Origin of the sequence: Variovorax sp. 3319, from assembly GCF_031456585.1 — a bacterium.
Lineage (GTDB): Bacteria > Pseudomonadota > Gammaproteobacteria > Burkholderiales > Burkholderiaceae_C > Variovorax > Variovorax paradoxus_P.
On the sequence record NZ_JAVDUZ010000016.1, the window covers coordinates 1 to 17,071 of the forward strand.

Consider the following 17,071-nt stretch of genomic DNA (forward strand, 5'->3'; position numbering starts at 1 on the left):
ATCTGGCAGGACGGCCAGCACCTGACCAAGGCGCCGCTGCAGATCGAAGGCGGCTTCGTGAAGGTGCCGACCCGCGGCGGGCTGGGCATCGAGCTGGACATGGACGAAGTCGAGAAGGCGCACCAGCTCTACCTGAAGCACGGGCTGGGTGCTCGCAACGATGCGCAGGCCATGCAATACCTGATTCCGGGATGGACTTTCGACAATAAAAAGCCTTGCATGGTGCGCTGAGGCAGGTCGAAAGACGGCGCCGGCCGCGCCTGTCGGTGGCGTCGGCACTGGCAATGGCTTCCAGCCGGCCTTGCAGATCGCGCAGTCGACGCCGCCCGCCGCGCCGTTCACTCAAGCCAGATCGCCCACGGGAGACAAGGCTGCACGGCAGTCAAGCGCCGACCCCATCGAACACGATCACGCTGCGGGCGACCTCGCCGCGCGTCATCGCAGCGAAGCCCTCGTCGATGTCTTCCAGGCGGATGCGACGCGACACCAGGTCGTCGAGGTTCAGCCGGCCCTGCATGTAGAGCTCGACAAGCCGCGGAATGTCCTCGCGGATGCGCGCCGAACCCAGCGCCGAACCTTGGATCCTTTTTTCCAGGAAGAAGTCGCTGCCTTCGATGGAAGCTTTGACGCCCGGCGCGAAAAGGCCGACGACAGTCGCTGTTCCGCCGGGCTGCAGCATCTTGAAGCATTGCTCCACGGTGGCTGCGATCCCGATGCACTCAAAGGAGAATTCGACACCGCCCTGCGTGAGCTCGACGACCTTCGCAACGACGTCGCCCTCGCTCGCGAGCACGGTGTCGGTGGCGCCGAACCTGCGCGCGAGCTCCAGCTTTGAGGGCACGTTATCGATGGCGATGATCCGCGCGGCACCGGCGATGCTGGCGCCATTGACGGCCGCCAGGCCAACGCCGCCACAGCCCACGACCGCCACCGATGCACCGGCTGGCACCCGGGCGCTGCGGAACACCGCGCCAGTGCCGGTGATGACCGCGCAGCCCAGCAGCGCCGCGCAATCGAGCGGCATGTCCTTGCGGATTCTCACGAGTGCGTTGCGGTGCACCAGCATCTGCTCGGCGAAACCCGAGAGATTGAACACCTGGCTGACGGGCTCGCCTGCGTGCGACAACCGCCGGGCCTTCCCTGGAGGCTGCTTGACGTCCGTGTCCATGCACAAAGCGAACCGGCCGCCCAGGCACTGCATGCAGGTGCCGCAGAACACCGACAGCGCGCCGACCACGTGGTCGCCCGGCTGCAGGTCCTTGACGCCGCTGCCGACCGCCGCGACGACGCCGGCCACTTCGTGGCCGAGCACGCCGGGGAGCGGGATCTTGCGCATGCCCTGCATGTAGTGCAGGTCGCTGTGGCACAGGCCGACGGCCGCCGTGTGCAAGAGAACTTCGTTCGGCCCCGGCGCGCCGATCGCCACGTCCTGGATCACCAAAGGCTGGCCGAATTCTTCGAGGACTGCTGCTCGCATGGTCTTGGGGGACTTCCTGTGGGTTGTGGGAAGGCAGGCGGGCAAGCCGCGCCTGGAGCAGTGTAGGAGGACCGTTTCACGCAATCCCTGAGCCTTGTGCAAAGTTGGTTTGCACCTCACGAGAAGCCGCGGGGCACATGCCCCCAAATAATTCGTGCGCCCGGGTTGGCATCCCGCCCGCCAGGTGCGCCAACAGGAAAGAACAGGAGACAACCATGAACCGCCGCAGACTCTTCTTCGGAATCCTGGGGATCACATCGATGGTCGGTGCCGCCATGGCGCAGCAACAGTCGACCAAAATCGTGGTGCCCTTCGCCGCGGGCGGCGGCACCGACGCCTACCTGCGGCTGCTGGCCGACGAACTGACGAAGCGCGGCGCACGTACCATCGTTGAGAACAAGCCCGGCGGCAGCGCGGTGGTCGCCGCCGACTACGTGGCGAAGGCCCGGCCGGATGGACAGACCCTGGTCATGTCGTTCGTCGGCATGCTCGGCACCAATACCGTCCTGTTCGACAAGCTGCCCTACGATCCGCAGAAGGATTTCACGGCGGTGTCGCAGGTGGCGTACCAGCCGACCATCATCGTCGGCCGCACCGAACTGCCGTACAAGAACATCAAGGAACTGGTGGACTACGCCCGCGCGAACCCGGGCGCCATCAACCGCGGCTCCCCGGGCGCGGCGATCCTGAGCAACCTGGCACCCGTGGCGTTCGAGAAGTCGCTTGGCATTCGCACCAATCACATACCGTTCAACGGCGACGCACCCGCCATCCAGGCGATGCTCAGCAATTCCATCGATGTGTACGGCACCTCGATCACGAGCTCCTTGCCGCACATCAAGTCCGGAAAATTCCGCGTGCTCGGGGTGATGGACGCCAGGCGCCTGCCACAGGTACCCGAAGCGCCGACCTTCAAGGAGCTCGGCTACGACTTCGAGGCGCCGCTGCGCTACTACCTGTCCGCGCCTGCGGCCACCCTCAGGGATGTGGTGGCCCGACTGAACAAATCGATCAACGAGGTGATTGTGGATCCGGCCTTCGTCGAGCGCGCGCGGGCCATCGGCATGGAGCCACAAGGTGGAAGTCCTGAAGACATGGAGCGGCTTCTCAACGCAGAGATCGCACGCTGGAACCCCATTGTGAAGAGCCTGAACCTGCCGAAAGCGGGTCAATAGCAAGGGGAGGCACGGGACTGCGGCTTGTGTGGATCGCCACCGAAATCGGGAGCGAAGCGGTCGCGGTGCTGGAAAAGCTCGGCGATACCTTGGGCCTGGCGTGGCGGATCTCTTTCTTGTCGAGGGTTCGGGCCCGACGGTACTGCGAACTTGCAAGGACCGAGCCTCGCACGAAGGATGGTCGTATTGACGAACCATCCAACCGACGAAATGCGCCGTCGCAGTCCGGCGTTGTGGAAACTGGACGGTCCGGTAATGAAGCGCTCCAGCAGCGTGTACCAGCCTGGCGTCCGATCCTCGAAGCCAGCAGGTGCGTGCCCGAATCATTTACGTTGCACGAGCAACGTCCATCGCCACCCTGCGCATTACTTCACCGATGGCCTGCCGGTCATAGGGCTTAACAAGCAATTGAGCGTTGTGGGGAGAAGGGCGACATCTTGCCCTGTAGCGAACACCACCACCAGGCCAGGCAGGCGTCGGCAAGCGGCTTCTGCGAGCGCCGTACCCGACATCCCGGGCAGTCCGACATCCACCATGAGGACATGAATACCTGGGTGCCTCTCTAATCCGCAAGCGCCTGCTCGCCGCTGGACGCTTGCGTCACCACATGGCCAAGTGCAATCAGCATCTCTGCAGTTGCCGCACGAATGATGTCATCGTCTTCGACCACCATTGAAGTGCAGACTCTCCTTGCTACACCACCGGAGTCACGCCGTTCTCGCCGGCACGAGCTAACGCCCGCTAGCGCTGATTCGCGAGCGTGTGCCGGACCTTGCGGGCGAGATCTTCGCGCGCATACGGCTTGGCGAGCAGTTCTACCCCTGGGTCAAGGCGTCCGCCGTGCACGATGGCATTCCGGGTGTAGCCCGACGTGAACAGCACCGCAAGCCCTGGCACCAGTTCGCGCGCCCTGCGCGCCAGGTCTGGGCTGCGCAAGGGACCTGGCATCACGACATCGGTGAAGAGGAGGTCGATCTTGATACCGCTCTGGATGACGGCGAGTGCCTGCTCGGCATCGCTCGCTGCGAACACCTTGTAGCCCAGTTGCTGCAGCATCTCCACCACAGTGGATCGCACGTGCTCGTCGTCTTCCGCAACCAAGATCGTCTCGCTCCCACCCACCACCGGGCCCATGTCTGGTGAGGCCACTTCCTCTTCGGGACTGCGTGACCGCGGCAGATAGAGCTTGACGGTAGTCCCGTCGCCCAACTCGCTGTAAATCTTCACATGGCCGCCCGACTGCTTCACGAAGCCGTACACCATGGAAAGTCCCAAGCCCGTGCCCTTGCCCTCTGGCTTGGTCGTAAAGAACGGATCGAAAGCTTGTGCCATGACTTCGGGCGGCATGCCCGCGCCGGTGTCCGACACGGCCAGCATGACGTAGTCTCCGGCGACGACCTCGGCATGTACAAGGGCATATGCGGCATCGAGGGTCGCGTTGGCAATCTCCACCGTGAGCTTGCCCGACCCCTCCATGGCGTCACGCGCATTGATGGCCAAGTTCAATAGAGCATTCTCGACCTGCGCCACATCGACGGACGTGCTCCAAAGGTCATCGGCAACGGTGGTCTCCAGCAGCACAGCGTCGCCCAGAGCGCGTTCCAGCATCTCGTGCATGGCCTGCACGACGCGGCCGAGATTCACGACCTTCGGCTCGAGCGTCTGCCTGCGACCGAAAGCCAGCAGCTGCCCGGCCAACTTGGCCCCTCGCCGCACACCGGCGAGCGCGTTCTCGACGCGCCGTTCGGCCCGTTCCACTCCTGCCACGTCCCGGGCCAAAAGCTGCAGATTGCCAGCGATGACTTGCAGCAGATTGTTGAAGTCGTGTGCGACGCCGCCCGTGAGCTTGCCGATGGACTCCATCTTCTGCGCCTGCATCAGCGCCGTTTCCGTGCGCTTGAGCACCTCGGCCGCCTCTCGACGTTCTGTAACGTCGCGAGTTATTTTGGCGAAGCCAAAGAACCTTCCGTCGTCATCATGAAGCCGATCGACGATCACGTGGGCGAAGAATCGGCTCCCGTCCTTGCGGACCCGCCAGCCTTCCTGCTCGAAGCGGCCTTCTGCCGACGCAATGGCAAGGGCTTGAGCGGGCAACCCGATGGCCTGGTCCTCCGGCGTATAAAAGCGTGAAAAATGGGTTCCGAGTACGTCAGCCTCGGCATATCCCTTGATACGCTGAGCGCCTGCGTTCCATTTCGTGATCAGGCCATTTGGATCGAGCAGGTAGATCGCATAGTCCGTCACGCCCTGCACGAGCAGCCGGAACTCCTGTTCGCTTTTGCGGAGTGCCTCCTCCGCGGCCTTGCGATCGCCGACGTCGCGGGTGATCTTGGCAAAGCCCAGCAGGCGCCGATCGGCGGAATAAATGGGGTCGATGACCACGTTCGCCCAGAAGCGCGTGCCGTCCTTGCGCAGCCGCCAGCCTTCGGCCTGGAACGTTCCTTCCTTCTGTGCGGTTTGCAGGGCGCGCTCGGGAATTCCCGCCTCGCGGTCTTCTGGCGCGTAGAAGCGCGAAAAGTGGTGGCCCACGATTTCGGCAGCCGCGTATCCCTTGAAGCGCTCGGCGCCGGCATTCCAGCTCACCACATGGCCCTGTGGGTCCAGCATGTAGATCGCGTAGTTGTGGATTGCCGAAACGAGCAACTCGAAACGTTGCAGTTCAATCTGCCTGCTGTCATCGGGAAGGTCGCTGGTGTCCATGGCTGATTTCTAGGCGGCTGTAAATTGAACCGGGCCTCCACGCCCCGATCAGCGGGATTCCACTGTTCGGGAGAGGAGGGCCCTTGAGATCCCGGCAGCTGCCTTCGATAGCGGGCGCCAGCTCGCCAACCGGCCGGGATTTTGACATCTCGGGTCAGACTGCGATTCTCGCCACCTCAAGAAGACAGGATATTCCTACCCGGCACGCCTGGCCGTGCTCCCCCGCTACCAGCGTCTCCTCGCAAGGCACGTCGACTCGACATGCATTTCCAATTGCAAGAGACCAAAAAGAGACGCTGCATGCGCTCGGAGGCGAGTAGCTCCACACCCACTGCCTCCACTTTGTCTTCTGTGTTGCGTCAGTGAGAAGAAGCAGACGGGACCGATGTTCAGCATCTGGCACTGTGCGTCTCGCAACCAACCAAAACGTCGAAAACGTTCGAATCGTCCATGCTCCATCGTAAGCTGCCGTGCTTCACGGCGGAAGTTGGTGCGTTCTTTTCGAGTGCCGCGGCGTAGGAGCCATGCACAGAGCGGTCAGTTCGAATGATGTCTTCGACAAGGAAGCTGCGATCACAACCGAGCGCGAACTCCTGCATGAAGCGGAAATCGGGTCGGTGAACTGCATCGCGCTCCGGATCTATCGCGCAGGCGGGACTGGAATGACTTAGTGCTTGGGGGCCTCCGGGCAAAGCAGACGCGGGCGCCGGACGACCTGCGGGCGGCGCGCGAATGAGTCGCGTACGCTGACTGCCGAGCGGGGGATCAGGCCCGCTCAGCCCTTGCCGTTACTGTGAGTTCGGGTATCCCACATCGTGCGCGCCTCGGCATGACCTGCCTCGGTGATTCGAAGCACCATGGCGGCCCGGGACGCCGCATAGCGGGGCGTTGAATGTAATGTCTCGATCTCGGCATCAATCAAGCCGGTGGCAAGAAGCACCGAGATAGCTTGCAAGTCCTCAGGATCGGTGATCCGCAATGGAAGCTGCAGATGCAGCAGCCTTAACAAGAACAAGTAGGGCATTCGACTCTCCGAGTGACGGCTCTTGCTGGACCAAAAAACGCTGGCTATCTTTGGCGCATCAAATGTAAGTCTTTAATGTTGCTTGTTCGCAGTCCATTGCTTTTGCACGGCAACCATCTTCTGCAGAATACTTCTAGATAATCCTGCTGCTCGCGGAGCGCGATGGGGCGGTTCAGCTTGGCTCGGTGGGACGGCAGCTTGAAGCAACGTCAGCGAAGCGAGGTGGTCGGCATATCGATGGCGTATTGGCCTGCGTCGCCAGATCTGGAGCGAGCACACGGAGGTAGACCACAGCATGTTGGATTCCACCAGCCAGTCTTGCACGGGCCTGTTCCAGGACTTCGCCCTGATCGTCCTTGCTCAGAGCGAAGTAGTGCTCAGCCACGCAGTGCCTCTTCGCCGATTCAGTGCGGGGCATGCTTCACCATGACTTCGGAGCGTCCGAGCTTGAGTTTGCGCGTGCGTCCCGAGGTCAGGTAGGCCTCGCGGATTGGTACCTGCCGGGTCAATCCCACCGCGTTGGCTGCGTTAGCGCCGTGCGGTGTCACGACCTCGCCGTTTTGGGCCGCCAGCGCGTTCACCACCTTCTCTGGCGCCGGCGCGCGTGTTCCAAAACGGCTCGACACCGGAGTGACGCAGGTTCCGCGCGCGACGCGCAGCAGTTTGCCTTCGTTGGTGAGCCGAGACAGGGCTTGGTCGACGGCCGCGCGGCTTCCGAGGTGCAGGAACTCCTTGGGCGATAGCACGCCTCCCTCAGGCAAGGACTTGGCGTGCAGCACGATGGATTCGGGAAGTGTGGCCATCATCATTTCACGATGTCAGAATTACATCTTCGCTTCTGACATAGTGCCGCTCTGCGACACGTCCGGTGCTCAGGAGAGTAGAAGCTCGACGCTTTGAGAAAGTCGGTGTGGGGCCGGGGAATTTCTCCCAACAGCGTTGAAGTTTCGAGCCTGGCGGTTAGGTTTTGAAGAACTGCCGCATGCGCGAACAGGTTCTAGGCTGAGAGGTCACGCCCGCCGGGCCATTCGCCCCGACTGCGCACGCCAATACTCGACACGGTGCCTCTGCATCAACCGCTCTCGTAGACGCCCGTCTTGGCCAAGCGCCATTGAGCAGTGACAGCGGCCGGCATCATCGACGCGTCTCACTGAGCAATTTCTCTTTTCCCATTGCCTCTACCAGCGCCGAAACCGGGTGAGCCTGGGACTTGCGACATAAAACCAGTCCAATTTTTATCCGCACCCCCTAAGGGTCAGAGATCAGCGGAATCCAACACGGCGCGCCCGAGGCCCGTTTTGTCTTCGCGCCTCTATCAGATGCCCCGAAATAGCAAGGCATCCTGATGGAGCGGACGGCTACTCTCTACATTGTCTTCAGAATGGGGAGTGGCAATCTGATGCGATCGAAGTCATGCCACCGCATGCTCGCGTTGGCGCGGGCGCACCTCACGTTCGATCTGCTTGGCCGCATCCTTCTCCGCGATCTTCAGATCGTAGACGGATTGCATGTTGAGCCACCACTGCGCCGAACCGCCGAAGTAGCGGGACAGGCGCAGTGCCATGAGCGGGGACACGCCACGGCGCTCACGAACGATCTCGTTCACCGTCGGCGCGCCAACGTGCAATTCCTTTGCGAGCGCGTTGGCGCTCATGTTGAGGGGAGCCAGATAGTCCTCACGAAGAATCTCGCCGGGATGAACCGGACGCATTCCATTCTTAAACATGGCTTCTTGCCTTTCTGCCCTGAGGGCTGTCGCGTCTTGCGAAGAATAAGTTTCGAGCATTTGCGCCGCCCGACCCGCGCTAATGTGGGTCGTAAATCTTCACGTTCTCCGGGCCGTCGCCGGTCCATTGCCACGCAAGCCGCCACTGGTCATTGATCCGGATATGCCAGAAGCCGTCGTAGAACTTCAAATCATTGCCGGGAGGCGAGCCCAGATCGTCGTTCATGATGGCCGCATCAAGCTGCGTCAATTTGCGCGTCGCCACGCTGGCAATGGCTGCGAACCTGCGGTTCTTACCGGTGACGAAAAGCTGTTCGGTATCTGCGTCGGAAAAGGATTTAATTGCCACTCAGCAGATTTTATAACGCTGAACGTTATACGTCAAGCGTTATGAATCGAGCGACTCAGCAGGGAACAAGCGTCGGTCCGCCGAAACTTGCCCAGCTGGCGCGACCAGCACACCGACAAGTTGGCGCCGCGTCCCATTTCCTCCCGAGGCCTGGCGCACTCTTGCTAGTGCTCCTGGTGGTCTCGTGCACGACGACCCGCAGAGTACGCACGCCCTGGAGTTCCTCTCGGACAAAGGGGGCGCGCACATTGCGGCTGAGACCCGGCAGATCGCCCAACAGCTAGGTCTGAGCCCCCGCTCAACACGCCCATGTGCAGCCCCAGAGTAACGGCATGGCCGACAGCTTCGTGAACACGTACAAGCGCGACTACTTCAGCCGCATGGACCTTGCCGACGCGAGAACGGTGATAGCGCGGATGGCCGCAGCCTTCGAGCACTTCAATGAGGTGCGTCCGCACTCTGCATTGAAGATGAAATCACCCAGGTAGTTCAGGCAGCATCGCGCTGCGAAGCAGCGCGATGCTCAGATCGAGCAGACGCTACATTGCGAATAGCCCGTGTCCTGAAATACGGGGGCACGATCAGTCTAGCGCCCCACGACAATTCGGACCCGGCCGATCAGCGCGAGCAGGCTCCATGCGCAGCCGGTACGCCACGCCATCGCGGCCCGGGTCGGCGCCGCCGTGCAGGCCATCGGCCTGTACCTGCACGCCGTGAACCCAGCCGATGGTGTAGTTGTAAGGGTTGCGGCCGATGCCATAGCCCTGTGCTTCCAGTGTGCGCGTGGTGGAACGCGGAATGCGATTGCACACGTCGATGGCATTGCTGGTGGACGAGAAGCGCGGCGCCGACACGGCAGCCTGCATCTCCATGCCGTGGTCGATCACGTTGAGCAGCACCTGCAGCACGCCCATCGCGATCTGCGTACCACCGGGGGCGCCGAGTACCACGTCGAGTTCGCCGTTCTTGAAGGTCATGGTGGGGCATGACGAAGTGAAGCGGCTCTTCCCCGGCTGGATGCTGCCGGCGCGGCCCGGGCGCGGGTCGAACACGCCCATGCAGCCGTTGTACAGAAAGCCCATCCCGGGGGTGATGATGCCCGAGGGCATGGCCAGCGAGTGGGTCAGGGAGACGGCGTTGCCGTCGGCGTCCACCACGCTCAGGTGGGTGGTGTCGCGCGGCACGGGCGCACCGGGGTTCACGCGCTCCACGTTGAAGCGATGGCCCGTGCGGATTTGCTCGGCCACGTCGCGGGCCATGACCTTGGACAGCAACTGGTTCAGCGGCACGTCGAAGAACTTTGGATCGCCAATGCAGCGGTCCTTGTCGATCGTGGCCTTCTTCATGGCCTCGCACACCGTTTGCAGGTAAGCGGGGCTGTTGTGCTCCAGGCTCGCCAGATCGAAGTGTTCGAGGATGTTGAGCATCTCCAGCAGCATGGCGCCGCCGCCCGGAGGCTGGTTGGTCGTGATGGTGCGGTCGCGGTAGCGGCCCACCAAGGGCGCGTTGCGCTGCACCTCATAGCGGGCCAAGTCCTCGCCCGTGATCAGCGCGCCCAACGACTGCAGATGCGCCACCATCTTGTGCGCCAGGTCGCCATCGTAGAACGGGCGCGCGCCTTCCTCGGCAATCTGGCGCAGCACGGCGGCCATGCCCTCGTTGCGCAGCGGCGCGCCGATGGGCTTGGGGCGGCCGTCGGGGCGGCAGTACAGCTGACGGCTGTCCTCGCAATACTGAAGGCGCTCCAGGTTGCCAACGCGGCCCATCGTGGGCTCGTCGATCCAGAAGGCGTGCATGCCGGGCCGCACAAAGTAGCCGTCCGCCGCCCATCGGATGGCCGGCTCCACCACCTGCTGCCACGGCAGGCGGCCGTGCGCCTGGTGCATGGCCTCCAGGCCCTTGAGCGTGGCGGGCGTGCCGATGGACTGGGGGCCGATGTCGTTGACGCGGCCCTTGAGGATGAAACCAAAGCCGTCCTTGGTCTCGCCCTCCAACAAGTGCTCCCACATGTCTTCCCTGGCCGCCAGCGGCGCAGGCGAGTGGAAGTCGAAATATTCATGCACCTGCGCGCCGGGCAGGTACACGGCGGCGGTGCCGAAACCTGCGATGCCGCACATCAGCGGATCGACCACGGTCTGCGCCAGCGCGGTGGCCACGGCGGCATCCACCGCGTTGCCACCTGCGCGCAGGATGTCGATGCCGGATTCGGCGGCTTCCGGCTGTGGGCAGACCACCATTGCTTCTTTTTTCATGAGGTGTGAGGACGAGCCCCTTGCTGCATCTCCGAGACTCCAAGGAGTGAAGGTGGGAGGAAGAAGAGGAGGGCGCTTGCGTTGCCGCCGGCCTACTTGGCGCTGAGGTTCAGCGCCCCGAGCGTGGGACCCCAGGCCTTGGCATCACGCGCAGCGGTTTCCATGACCAGAGCGGAAGGGCCTGACATGGGAATCACGCCCATGCTCTTGAGCTTGGCCTGCACCTCGGGACTCTTGTGGAAGTCTGCCGTCGCCGTGTTGAGTTTTTCCACGATCTCGGGCGGCGTGCCGGTGCGTGCCACCACGGCACTCCAGCCCATGTTGTCAAAGCCCTTCACGCCCAACTCGCCCAGCGTGGGCACCTCGGGCAACTCGAGCGTGCGCTGCGGTGACAACACGGCCAGTGGATTGAGCTTGTGGTTCTTGATGTGGGGCAGGGCAGTGCCATACACCGGGGCCATCACTTCGGTCTGCCCGCCGATGGTGGCCAGGATGCCGTCGGCCTCGCCCTTGTAGGGGATGTGAGTCATCGAAATGCCCAGGGCGTTGGACACGAGCTCGACCGCCAGATGGGTGGAGTTGCCCAGGCCGGCGGACGCGAAGTTCAGCTTGCCGGGCGCTGCCTTGGCTTTTCCCGTCAGATCCTTGAGCGTCTTGATGCCCGTGGCCGGATTGGCTAACAGCACGAACGGCACAGTGGTCAGCATGGTCACGCCCACAAAATCCTTCTCAGGGTTGTAGGGCAGCGGCTTGTAGGTGAATTGGTTGAGCACCATCAGCGACACGCTGCCCAACAGCAGGGTGTAGCCATCGGCGGGCGCGTTCAGCGCAGTCTGCGCGGCAATGATGCCGCCTGCACCCGGCTTGTTCTCCACCACGATGGTGGCGCCAATGGCCTTGCCAGCGTGCTCGGCCCACATACGCGCGATCGTGTCGCTGCTGCCGCCCGGGGCCTGCGATACCACCAGCCGCACGGGCCGGCTGGGGTAGGAGGCTTGGGCGTGCACGGTGGTGGCCGTGGCGGCCGCGACCGCGATGCCCATCAGGATCTTGTAGGCGTTCGTGATTGCTTTAGGCACAGGAATTCCTCGGTGGTCTGATAAAAAGATGAAGTAATTTTCATGACAACCCTGACAACCGCCTAGTGAAAAAGCAAAATGCATATATGAAGCTTTACTCATGATTGAACGTTCAGAAGGCCTCTCCTGGGCGCGGAGCATCAAGGTCCGGCATCTGGAATCCTTCCTGGTGCTGGACGAAGCGGGCACGTTGACCGAGGCGGCGGCGCGGCTGCACATGACGCAATCTGCCATGTCGCACTGGCTGGCAGAACTGGAACGCGTGGCGGGCACGCCGCTGATGGTGCGCGGGCGCAAGGTGCAGCTGACGCCTGCGGGGCATCTGCTCAAGCGGCTGGCCATCACCGTGCTGGGCGACATCTCCCGCACCGGCCGCGAAATGCATGCGGTGGCCGCGGGACGCGTGCCGCGCGTGAACGTGGGCAGCGTCTGGGCCGGCATCGCCGGCGGCCTGCCCGAAGCCGTGACCGCGTTCCAGCAGCGCCATGCCGATGTGGCCGTATCCATCCATGACGGGCTGTTCGACGACCTGCTCAAGGGCCTGGACACGCGTGCCATGGACGCCGTGATCGGCGTTCTGGATGCGCGGGCGCACCAGCCGCAACTGGCGCATCACGTGCTCTTCGACGACCAGGTGAGCATCGTCATCGGCCAGGGCAGCAAGCACTGGAACAGCGACCAGCCGCTGGGCTTTGCCGACGTTCTGCGGGAGCAATGGGTGATGCCGCCCCTTGGCACGCTCACTCGCATCCAGATGGATGCCTATCTCATCGAGCAACAAGCATCGTGGCTGGTGCCCAAGGCAGAAACCGCTTCGCTGGCCATGATGCAGGCACTGCTGCAAAAGGGCGACTATGTCGGCGTATGTGCGGAATCCATGGCGGACTACATGGCCTCGCTGGGGCTGTTCAGGAAGGTCGCCATTGATTCGAACATCCGCTTCGGCCCGATCACCGTGGTGTGGAACCGCGAACACGCCTCAGCCACACTCATGGATTTCATCGCCTGCCTGAAGGCGCATGCGCGGAGCTTGCCTGCCGCGCCAGTGCAGGCGCTGTCCAGCGCTTAGCCCCCGCGCTAGCGATGTGGCTGTCGTCGCTTGTCGGGGTGGCGCAAGATGGCCAAGCGCGAGCCGATGATGCTCGTCCCGCAGAAGTTGGAACTCACAACGCAGCAAGCTGCGGCACTTTTGAATGTGTCGCGTCCCTTCGTGATCAACGAGATCGAGGCTGGCCGGCTGAAGTGCCGGCTGATCACAGGCACCGCCGCATCGAGATCGAAGAGCTCATGCGCTACAAGGACGCGCAGAAGCAGCGATCGGCCGGCGCTCTCAAACGATCGAACGACCTCTCCCAGGAGATGGGCGAGGAACTGCGAGTGGCGGGGGAGCGCCCAGTACACAGAAGTGCTCGATGCCAACGTCCTGAATCCGGCGTTGCTGCGCGATGTGCTGCTCAGCCTGGCCGACGCGGACCTCTATAGCGCGAAGTGGTCAGTCCACCTCCGCGAGAAGTGGACACGCAGCTTGCTGCGAGACCGGCATGGTATGGGAGCTCAGATTGCGGCCGCCGCCCAAGCCATGGAGGACGCCATTCGGATTGCCTCGTCTCCGGCTACGAACACCTGATCGAGGGCGTGAGGCTACCGGACCCTGACGAGCGCCACGTGCTGGCGGTTGCGATCACTGGGTACGCGGATGCGATCGTGACGCTCCTGGCCCCTAGTTCTGCCGATCGCAATCGGCACTGTCGGCCGCAACTAGACCTTCAAGCGCTTCCAACACGCCTTACATGGCATGACCGCAATCAGCAAATGCAGCAGCTTGAGCGCCCGACGTTCTGCCACCTTGCGCATACCGACGGGGCGTTGTGCCGACATGCCGGCAGAACGCCACGCTGAAGGTGCTGGTCGACCCGTACCCGACACGCTCGCTCACGTCGGCAACAGCCAGGCGGCGGTGACGCAGCAGGTCCTTGGCGATCTCCATGCGCCAATGCAGGAGATAGTTCATTGGCGTCGCGCCGACGGTGCGTGTAAAGCGATCGAAGAAGGCCGAACGGGACAAGGCGGCGACTTCGGCCAGTTGGCCTACCGTCCAGGCGCGTGTTATATCTGCATGCATTTGCTGGAGCGCTGGTGCAAGGCGCGTGTCGCCCAGCCCGCGCAGCATGCCAGGTGGTGCCGTGCCGGCCGTCGTATAGCGCATCGCTTCGATGAGCAGCATGCCGACCAGGTGCGACAACACGAGCTCCTTGCCTGGTTGGAGGGCCTGGTACTCCTCGCCCACCATACGCACGAGCTGCGCCAGTCGCTCCGAACCCTTCACATGGACCAACTGCGGCAGCAAGGCGACGAGCAGCTTAGGGTCGGTCCCGTCGAACAAAAACGCCCCACCGAGCGAACGCATGTCCGGCTCGCCTGCCATGTCGCCATGGCGCCGCTCTCCCTCGCCACCGGGCACGACCTTGGGGTCGATGTGAATCAACGGCGCCGGGCCGAAGCTGGAGATGGTGAAGGGCGGGGTGGAAGGCAACAGCACGAAGTCGCCAGCGCTTAGCGTCACCGGTTCGTGCCGGTCGACGGCCAGCAGGCATTGGCCCTCCAGCATGATGCAGAAGCTGGGCTGTCCGTACTCGGCATAGCGCACCGCCCAGTCGCCCTTGCCGCTGATGAGGTTGGCAAAGACTGCGCGCGGCTTCAGCAGTCGGACGACTTCGGCGAGCGGATCACTCATGGCCTGTTTTGCCGGCGAATTGGACGATGGCTAAAAAAAAGCGGATTGTTGCAGGTTTCGAGTCCGGTCTTGGGGCGATATCGTGAGGTCTCCTCTTCACCGCTTCACAGAATCTGCATATGAAAACTGTTCTGATCACCGGCTGCTCCTCGGGCTACGGCCTGCAAACCGCGCGCCACTTTCTCGTCCAGGGATGGAACGTCATCGCCACCATGCGCACGCTGCGCGAAGACCTTCTGCCGACGTCGGACAGGCTCCGCCTGTTGACGCTCGACGTGACCAAGCCCGAAAGCATTGCCGGGGCCATTGAGGCCGCCGGCCCCATTGACGTGCTCGTCAACAACGCCGGCATCGGCGTGATCGGCGCCTTGGAAGCGACGTCTATGGCACTGGCGCGAGAGGTGTTCGAGACCAACACGTTCGGCGTCATGGCCATGATGCAGGCCGTCATTCCGCAGTTCAGGAAGCGTCGCTCGGGCGTTATCGTCAACGTGACCTCCAGCGTCACCTTAGCGGCTATGCCGCTGGCAGGCGTGTACACGGCCAGCAAAACCGCCATCACCGGCCTGAGCGGCTCGGTGGCCCTAGAACTCGCGGCTTTCGATGTGCGCGTCAAGCTCGTCGAGCCGGGCTACGCTCCCACCACGCGCTTCGCCGAGAACGGTGCAGCGCGCATCGAGGGCTTGATCCCGGAGGCATACATGTCTTTTGCGGGGCCGATTTTTGCCGCCTACGCGCAACCGGCGGCCATTACGACCGAACAGGACGTGGCCGAAGTGGTCTGGCAAGCCACCAACGACCAATCGGAGCGGCTGCACTTTGCGGCGGGGGCCGATGCCGTAGCCCTGGCCAAGGTGAGTTGAATAACCGCGCCTTCACATTCCGGGCTTGAACGGCTGCTGTGGGCGAGAACCTCACATTGCAACGGCAAGCGCGCTGACGCTCAGGTCTGGATGTAGCCCCGGCATTTCGGCTTCCGGATAGACGGTGGGGTCGTCAAGGGTCGATGCCACGGCTGAGGCGTGCTCGAGCCCGTGGGGCGGCGGCCTGCTCACGCGCAGCATTTGACCGTCGAATTGCGGCGCCAACGAAGTTGCCAAATTTTGGCAAACAACGTAGACTTCCCCGATGAGCACCATGAACGTTTCCCTTCCGGAAGCCATGAAATCATTCGTGGATGAGCAAGTGGTCGAACGCGGCTACGGCACGAGCAGTGAATACGTGCGGGAACTCATTCGAAAAGATCAACAGCGGCGCGAGTTGCGCATGCTCCTGGTCCAGGGGGGCCTCTCGGCCCCGGCCGCCGAGGCGGACAAAACCTACTTCGAGAGCTTGCGAGAGAGGGTGCGCATCGCGGGCGGCAAGACGGTTGACCGGCTCCGAGGCCTGTGAATGCGAAGACAATCATCCCGCGGGAACTCGCAAACCAAGACATTGACGACGCGATCGCGTACTACCTGAGTGAAGATGCAGGTACCGCCGCGCTTAGCTTCATCGCCGAGCTCGAAAAGGCTTTTGGCCACATCAGCCGGCACCCTGGCACTGGCTCGACCCGCTATGCCCATGAGCTCGACTTGCCAGGACTGCGGTTCTGGCCGTTGACTCGCTTTCCGTACCTGGTCTTCTACTTCGAGCAATCTGAATGCATCGACGTCTGGCGCCTCCTTCATGGGAAGCGTGACATACCTGCATGGATGCAAGCCCTGGAGCCTTGAGCATGACTTTCAGGCGGGGAAGGCGAGCTTCAACGCCGGTTTGTTGATTCCACCCGTCTCTGACCCGAGATTTCGATCGAACCGACTTGCCCGCTTTGTGAGCCCAACGGCTTCACGATCTGGGCAAGTGCTTGATGTGCTCCTTTGTGTGGATCGGCGCAGATCGCGCCGCTGTTTCCGCGATTTGGTGGCCGCGATCGCGGGCCAGATCGCGAGCTTTTCCGCAGGGGTGAAGCTTGCTCAGGCTCGCCCGCTTGGCATAGCGCGGCGTTCGTAGCGCGCGGGTAGTCCTTCACGGTGTCGAGAGACAGGCGAGTACGCCGTGCAATCGCGGATAGACATCTGCTCGCTCAGGCCTCAGCGTCTGATGACACTTAATGTCGGCGCAGCTATCACTTCAGATCCCCTGAATTAAAAAATGCGCAGGATAGGTTTCACGTGGTCCGTCTTGACGGAAATCGGTGCGTTGGTCGGGTTAATTTCGGTGGTGATCGGCATCGGATATCTCAATCCGTGTCGATAGAGTTCTCGTAATGGGTCCGTCGGTCAAGGGCTTCATCGCACTTTGCCTTCAGCGAATATATAGCCTGAGTGTCCGTTGCTCCTGGATTTTTGTCTTGGACAAAGAAGATGGCTGCATCCATTGCAGCTTTGTAGCGAGACAGGAAGATTTCGCTCTCGTTTTCCGGAAGTGAAACCATGTACGCACAGAATTCTTTGTCGGCAACGAGTTTTTCTATTGGCGTTGGGGACGCCGACATTGCGCTCGACACCCAGAAGGCGCCAGTAGCTAGGATTGCAGATCTCCAAATCATATGTTCATGCTGACTGAAACGGCTT

General features: G+C 62.5%; 15 protein-coding genes and 2 pseudogenes. 8 read left to right on the forward strand and 9 right to left on the reverse strand.

Translation table 11 applies throughout. The features are described 5' to 3' along the window. Nucleotides 1-231, forward strand: a pseudogene (gudD, locus tag J2X67_RS25785) (glucarate dehydratase); the annotation flags it as partial. A gap of 151 nt (nucleotides 232-382) precedes the next feature. On the opposite strand, the gene J2X67_RS25790 reads toward gudD, so the two are convergent. Then, nucleotides 383-1,477, reverse strand: a complete 1,095-nt coding sequence (locus J2X67_RS25790; protein WP_309957711.1) for a Zn-dependent alcohol dehydrogenase — start codon at nucleotides 1,475-1,477, stop codon at nucleotides 383-385. Between the two features lie 215 nt (nucleotides 1,478-1,692). Here J2X67_RS25790 and J2X67_RS25795 point away from each other — a divergent pair, with 215 nt between their 5' ends. After that, on the forward strand, nucleotides 1,693-2,652 hold the full coding sequence (locus J2X67_RS25795; RefSeq protein ID WP_309957712.1) for a tripartite tricarboxylate transporter substrate binding protein: 960 nt from the start codon (nucleotides 1,693-1,695) through the stop codon (nucleotides 2,650-2,652). A gap of 741 nt (nucleotides 2,653-3,393) precedes the next feature. On the opposite strand, the gene J2X67_RS25800 is transcribed toward J2X67_RS25795, so the two are convergent. From J2X67_RS25800 to J2X67_RS25820, 5 genes are all read right to left on the reverse strand, one after another. Next, the gene (locus tag J2X67_RS25800) at nucleotides 3,394-5,352 is read right to left on the reverse strand and encodes a PAS domain S-box protein (protein ID WP_309957713.1); all 1,959 of its coding nucleotides are present in this window, start codon (nucleotides 5,350-5,352) and stop codon (nucleotides 3,394-3,396) included. 775 nt (nucleotides 5,353-6,127) lie between these two features. Continuing rightward, on the reverse strand, nucleotides 6,128-6,376 hold the full coding sequence (locus J2X67_RS25805; protein WP_309957714.1) for a hypothetical protein: 249 nt from the start codon (nucleotides 6,374-6,376) through the stop codon (nucleotides 6,128-6,130). A gap of 404 nt (nucleotides 6,377-6,780) precedes the next feature. Next, the gene (locus J2X67_RS25810) at nucleotides 6,781-7,185 is read right to left on the reverse strand and encodes a DUF6088 family protein (protein ID WP_309957715.1); all 405 of its coding nucleotides are present in this window, start codon (nucleotides 7,183-7,185) and stop codon (nucleotides 6,781-6,783) included. 602 nt (nucleotides 7,186-7,787) lie between these two features. Then, nucleotides 7,788-8,102, reverse strand: coding sequence for a HigA family addiction module antitoxin (locus J2X67_RS25815; RefSeq protein ID WP_281147525.1), 315 nt, complete (start codon nucleotides 8,100-8,102; stop codon nucleotides 7,788-7,790). Nucleotides 8,103-8,181: 79 nt separating this feature from the next. Then, entirely contained in the window at nucleotides 8,182-8,451 is a 270-nt protein-coding gene (locus tag J2X67_RS25820; RefSeq protein WP_309957716.1) for a type II toxin-antitoxin system RelE/ParE family toxin, read from the reverse strand. A gap of 178 nt (nucleotides 8,452-8,629) precedes the next feature. Between J2X67_RS25820 and J2X67_RS25825 the strand changes: the two are divergent. Then, a pseudogene (locus J2X67_RS25825) lies at nucleotides 8,630-9,005 on the forward strand (integrase core domain-containing protein); the annotation flags it as partial. 27 nt (nucleotides 9,006-9,032) lie between these two features. On the opposite strand, the gene ggt reads toward J2X67_RS25825, so the two are convergent. Continuing rightward, nucleotides 9,033-10,703: a gamma-glutamyltransferase gene (gene ggt / locus J2X67_RS25830; protein ID WP_309957717.1), complete on the reverse strand. Its 1,671-nt coding sequence runs from the start codon at nucleotides 10,701-10,703 to the stop codon at nucleotides 9,033-9,035. Nucleotides 10,704-10,795: 92 nt separating this feature from the next. Beyond that, nucleotides 10,796-11,782, reverse strand: coding sequence for a tripartite tricarboxylate transporter substrate binding protein (locus tag J2X67_RS25835; RefSeq protein ID WP_309957718.1), 987 nt, complete (start codon nucleotides 11,780-11,782; stop codon nucleotides 10,796-10,798). A gap of 100 nt (nucleotides 11,783-11,882) precedes the next feature. On the opposite strand from J2X67_RS25835, the gene J2X67_RS25840 reads away from it, so the two are divergent. Further along, on the forward strand, nucleotides 11,883-12,851 hold the full coding sequence (locus tag J2X67_RS25840) for a LysR family transcriptional regulator (protein ID WP_309957719.1): 969 nt from the start codon (nucleotides 11,883-11,885) through the stop codon (nucleotides 12,849-12,851). A 48-nt stretch (nucleotides 12,852-12,899) separates the two neighbouring features. Beyond that, a complete protein-coding gene (locus J2X67_RS25845) occupies nucleotides 12,900-13,409 on the forward strand; it encodes a hypothetical protein (RefSeq protein ID WP_309957720.1) in 510 nt (169 codons plus the stop codon). A gap of 159 nt (nucleotides 13,410-13,568) precedes the next feature. On the opposite strand, the gene J2X67_RS25850 is transcribed toward J2X67_RS25845, so the two are convergent. Then, nucleotides 13,569-14,516, reverse strand: coding sequence for an AraC family transcriptional regulator (locus J2X67_RS25850; RefSeq protein ID WP_309957721.1), 948 nt, complete (start codon nucleotides 14,514-14,516; stop codon nucleotides 13,569-13,571). 119 nt (nucleotides 14,517-14,635) lie between these two features. Here J2X67_RS25850 and J2X67_RS25855 point away from each other — a divergent pair, with 119 nt between their 5' ends. The 3 genes from J2X67_RS25855 (at nucleotide 14,636) to J2X67_RS25865 (ending at nucleotide 16,231) form a co-directional block, all read left to right on the forward strand. Further along, nucleotides 14,636-15,379, forward strand: a complete 744-nt coding sequence (locus J2X67_RS25855) for an SDR family oxidoreductase (protein ID WP_309957722.1) — start codon at nucleotides 14,636-14,638, stop codon at nucleotides 15,377-15,379. A gap of 265 nt (nucleotides 15,380-15,644) precedes the next feature. Continuing rightward, on the forward strand, nucleotides 15,645-15,908 hold the full coding sequence (locus tag J2X67_RS25860; protein WP_309957723.1) for a type II toxin-antitoxin system ParD family antitoxin: 264 nt from the start codon (nucleotides 15,645-15,647) through the stop codon (nucleotides 15,906-15,908). After that, nucleotides 15,905-16,231: a type II toxin-antitoxin system RelE/ParE family toxin gene (locus J2X67_RS25865; protein ID WP_309957724.1), complete on the forward strand. Its 327-nt coding sequence runs from the start codon at nucleotides 15,905-15,907 to the stop codon at nucleotides 16,229-16,231. Before J2X67_RS25860 ends, J2X67_RS25865 begins: the two co-directional genes overlap by 4 nt. The last annotated feature ends 840 nt before the right edge of the window (nucleotides 16,232-17,071 follow it).